Source organism: Mesorhizobium sp. M1E.F.Ca.ET.063.01.1.1, from assembly GCF_003998155.1.
Classification (GTDB): Bacteria; Pseudomonadota; Alphaproteobacteria; order Rhizobiales; family Rhizobiaceae; genus Mesorhizobium.
On the sequence record NZ_RZSC01000875.1, the window covers coordinates 1 to 2,261 of the forward strand.

General features: G+C 60.0%; 5 protein-coding genes. 3 read left to right on the forward strand and 2 right to left on the reverse strand.

Annotated elements, in window-relative coordinates; all coding sequences use genetic code 11:
* Window positions 1–85: 85 nt before the first annotated feature.
* On the forward strand, window positions 86–487 hold the full coding sequence (locus tag EOA29_RS33665; protein WP_348628931.1) for a DUF982 domain-containing protein: 402 nt from the start codon (window positions 86–88) through the stop codon (window positions 485–487).
* Between the two features lie 141 nt (window positions 488–628).
* Here EOA29_RS33665 and EOA29_RS33670 read toward each other — a convergent pair whose 3' ends face one another.
* Window positions 629–883 (reverse strand): WGR domain-containing protein, encoded by a 255-nt coding sequence (locus tag EOA29_RS33670; protein WP_127222217.1) that lies wholly within the window; start codon window positions 881–883, stop codon window positions 629–631.
* 110 nt (window positions 884–993) lie between these two features.
* On the opposite strand from EOA29_RS33670, the gene EOA29_RS42415 reads away from it, so the two are divergent.
* Both EOA29_RS42415 and EOA29_RS33675 read left to right on the forward strand, forming a co-directional pair.
* Complete coding sequence (locus tag EOA29_RS42415; protein ID WP_210213206.1) at window positions 994–1,149, forward strand: hypothetical protein; 156 nt, start codon at window positions 994–996, stop codon at window positions 1,147–1,149.
* Window positions 1,150–1,577: 428 nt separating this feature from the next.
* Window positions 1,578–1,907: a DUF736 domain-containing protein gene (locus EOA29_RS33675; protein ID WP_127222218.1), complete on the forward strand. Its 330-nt coding sequence runs from the start codon at window positions 1,578–1,580 to the stop codon at window positions 1,905–1,907.
* Between the two features lie 152 nt (window positions 1,908–2,059).
* On the opposite strand, the gene EOA29_RS42420 is transcribed toward EOA29_RS33675, so the two are convergent.
* Window positions 2,060–2,261, reverse strand: a 202-nt coding sequence (locus tag EOA29_RS42420; RefSeq protein ID WP_210213207.1) for a hypothetical protein, incomplete at its 5' end; no start/stop codon positions are given.

The following is a 2,261-nucleotide window of genomic DNA, read 5'->3' on the forward strand; positions in this document are numbered from 1 at the left end:
ACATTCTGCTACGCACGTTTGATGCTCTGATCCTACCACCGTCCCCCAGGGCACCTGCGCCAACGAGAAATCTTCCATCCGCCCCTTGAACCGTCTCGGTCCGGACAGCACATTTGCGATGGTTGCCGGGCGGAATGCTCGTCCAAAGCGGTGGTTCGCGAACTGGGAGGAGCGCATGGATGCGGAGGATTTCGGCAGCCCCATTTTCGTGAAGCGTGCGGCCTATATCGTGCAAGAGATTGCGAGCCTCGCGGACGCCATCGATTTCCTCAGCGACTGGCCCGAGGATCAAAGAGATCTGATCCACCAGACCGCCCTTCAGGCCTGCTATGACGCAGAGGATGGGCACAAACAGTTAAGCGCCGCACACCATGCTTTTATCGATTTCGCCAGGCAGGTCGCCATCCTAGAAGATCCAATCTCCGCCATGCAGTGGATCGCCGCCTGCAAAAGCGGCGCGCGTAGGGACAGGTTGGGTTGTAGCTAAGCTTGGGGCATCACCGATCGCGGACAAGAGCGGAAGACTCTCCATCATCGCCGGTAATTCCGGAAAACAGGGAGCGGCTGGCCGCCTAGGCATCGAGTTGGCCTTTCGGGCCTGCGATCTTTTGCGCGATGTCGCCAGCCGCTAGTCCGGATCACAGTCGCGATATCCGCGTCGGCGCTTGGCACGCTGTAGCTTCATTGATGCGGTGGCCGCACTGTCTTGGCTATCGAAGGTTTCCATCATCGACTTGCCGCTGGTCCCGATGCGGCCCCAGTTGCGAATGACGGCTGCTCCTCCGAACAAGGTCGGTTGGATCGCAACCATATAAAACCGCCGCATGTTCTGCGATGGGTCGATGCGTCGAAGATGAACGGACCCTGCCTCTTCGTTTTCCATGGCCGCAGTCTCACTTGGCTTGCAAGCGGCGTCTAACGAGTTCTTCGAATCCAACCGGCTCGACCGATTCATTGCGGTTATGGGTGCGGCGCGGTCGCTTCAGGAAGGTCATGATCACCGCTGTGGCCACCAAGCTCGTCGCCGCACTGTGCATGATCGAAGGCGCACGCGTCGGACCGTCACGACGTAAGCGCGCGGCAATTCCGCCCCGAGCCTATCAGACCCCCGGAACCACCCCTTTTGCGGGGTTAATCGTCGTCATCTAAACTGCTCTCATCGCCTGAACCTTTGGCGGCGTGGCGGGATCATGTGCGGCCGTTTGAGCGGGGACCGGACAGGGCCTAGACCTCGTGCCTCTGGTTTCGTGGGGGCATCGATCGTGCCGCTTGTGCCGGATGCATGGCGGACATTCCGATATCTCCAGTATCGTTCTTCTGGAACGGATGCCCGGACCTTCCCTGAACGGCCTTTCTTAAGATTGGTCTGACGCCGGTCCGGCGTTTTGCCTGCAACGGCTTCGCCGACCTTCTTCCCCTGCGGCTTCGCCGCATTCCTCGCGGGACAACAAGCTCGGCTTCCGCCGTCCTCCGCTCCGCTGCGGCCCAGTGGATGCAGTCGGCCGGACCGTCGTCTCACGACCGCTATCGAGGCCGCACAGGGCGGCTTCGGACAAACAAGTCAGGAGCACACGAACATGGCTACTATCGGCAACTTCCAGCTAAATTTAGCCGGCGAAGAATACAATGGCGAGATCGTCACGCTTTCCCTCCAGGCCAAGAAGGTCCGGATCGTCCCCGATAGGCGCGCCAGCGGCGAAAACGCACCCAGCCACCGCGTGCTCGTTGGTCGAGTCGAGTTCGGTGCCGGTTGGTCCAAAAAGTCCAACGAGGGCCGCGCCTATCTGGGCCTCAAGCTCGACGATCCGAGCTTCACCGCCCCAATCTACGCCAACCTCGTCGCCGACGAAGGCGGTCAGAGCTACAGCCTCATCTGGTCTCGGCCGAACCGTCGCAACGGCGACTGACAAACACCGAATGGCGCCCCGCAAACAGCGGGGCGTCATTCAGATCGCCCAGCTACTCAGCGCCTCAGATCGATAGCTTGACGCGCCATGGGGCGGCTTCGGGCAAACCGTAAGAAATCGAACGCCAGGCATCCCGGCGCGATTCTTGCTTGTCAGGCGGCGATCTCAACGATCCGCTCGCGGATTTTTGATACTTTACTTTGTACGCTCAGCCTTGCAATCATGCCGAATGAGTCTGAACGGAGGAAAAAATCGAGCACAAAAAAACCGGCGCGGAGGCCGGCTTTTTCCAGGGAATAGGCTACAGGAGTTGGCGCTCCCGATCTCGCCCGAAGATTTTGTGAGACCGTAGCC

What these genes read in the sequence shown, in the direction of transcription:
- EOA29_RS33670 (WP_127222217.1), bottom strand. Translation starts at nt 883, where the DNA reads ATGGAAAACGAAGAGGCAGGGTCCGTTCATCTTCGACGCATCGACCCA.
- EOA29_RS33675 (WP_127222218.1), top strand. Translation starts at nt 1,578, where the DNA reads ATGGCTACTATCGGCAACTTCCAGCTAAATTTAGCCGGCGAAGAATAC.
- EOA29_RS42415 (WP_210213206.1), top strand. Translation starts at nt 994, where the DNA reads ATGATCACCGCTGTGGCCACCAAGCTCGTCGCCGCACTGTGCATGATC.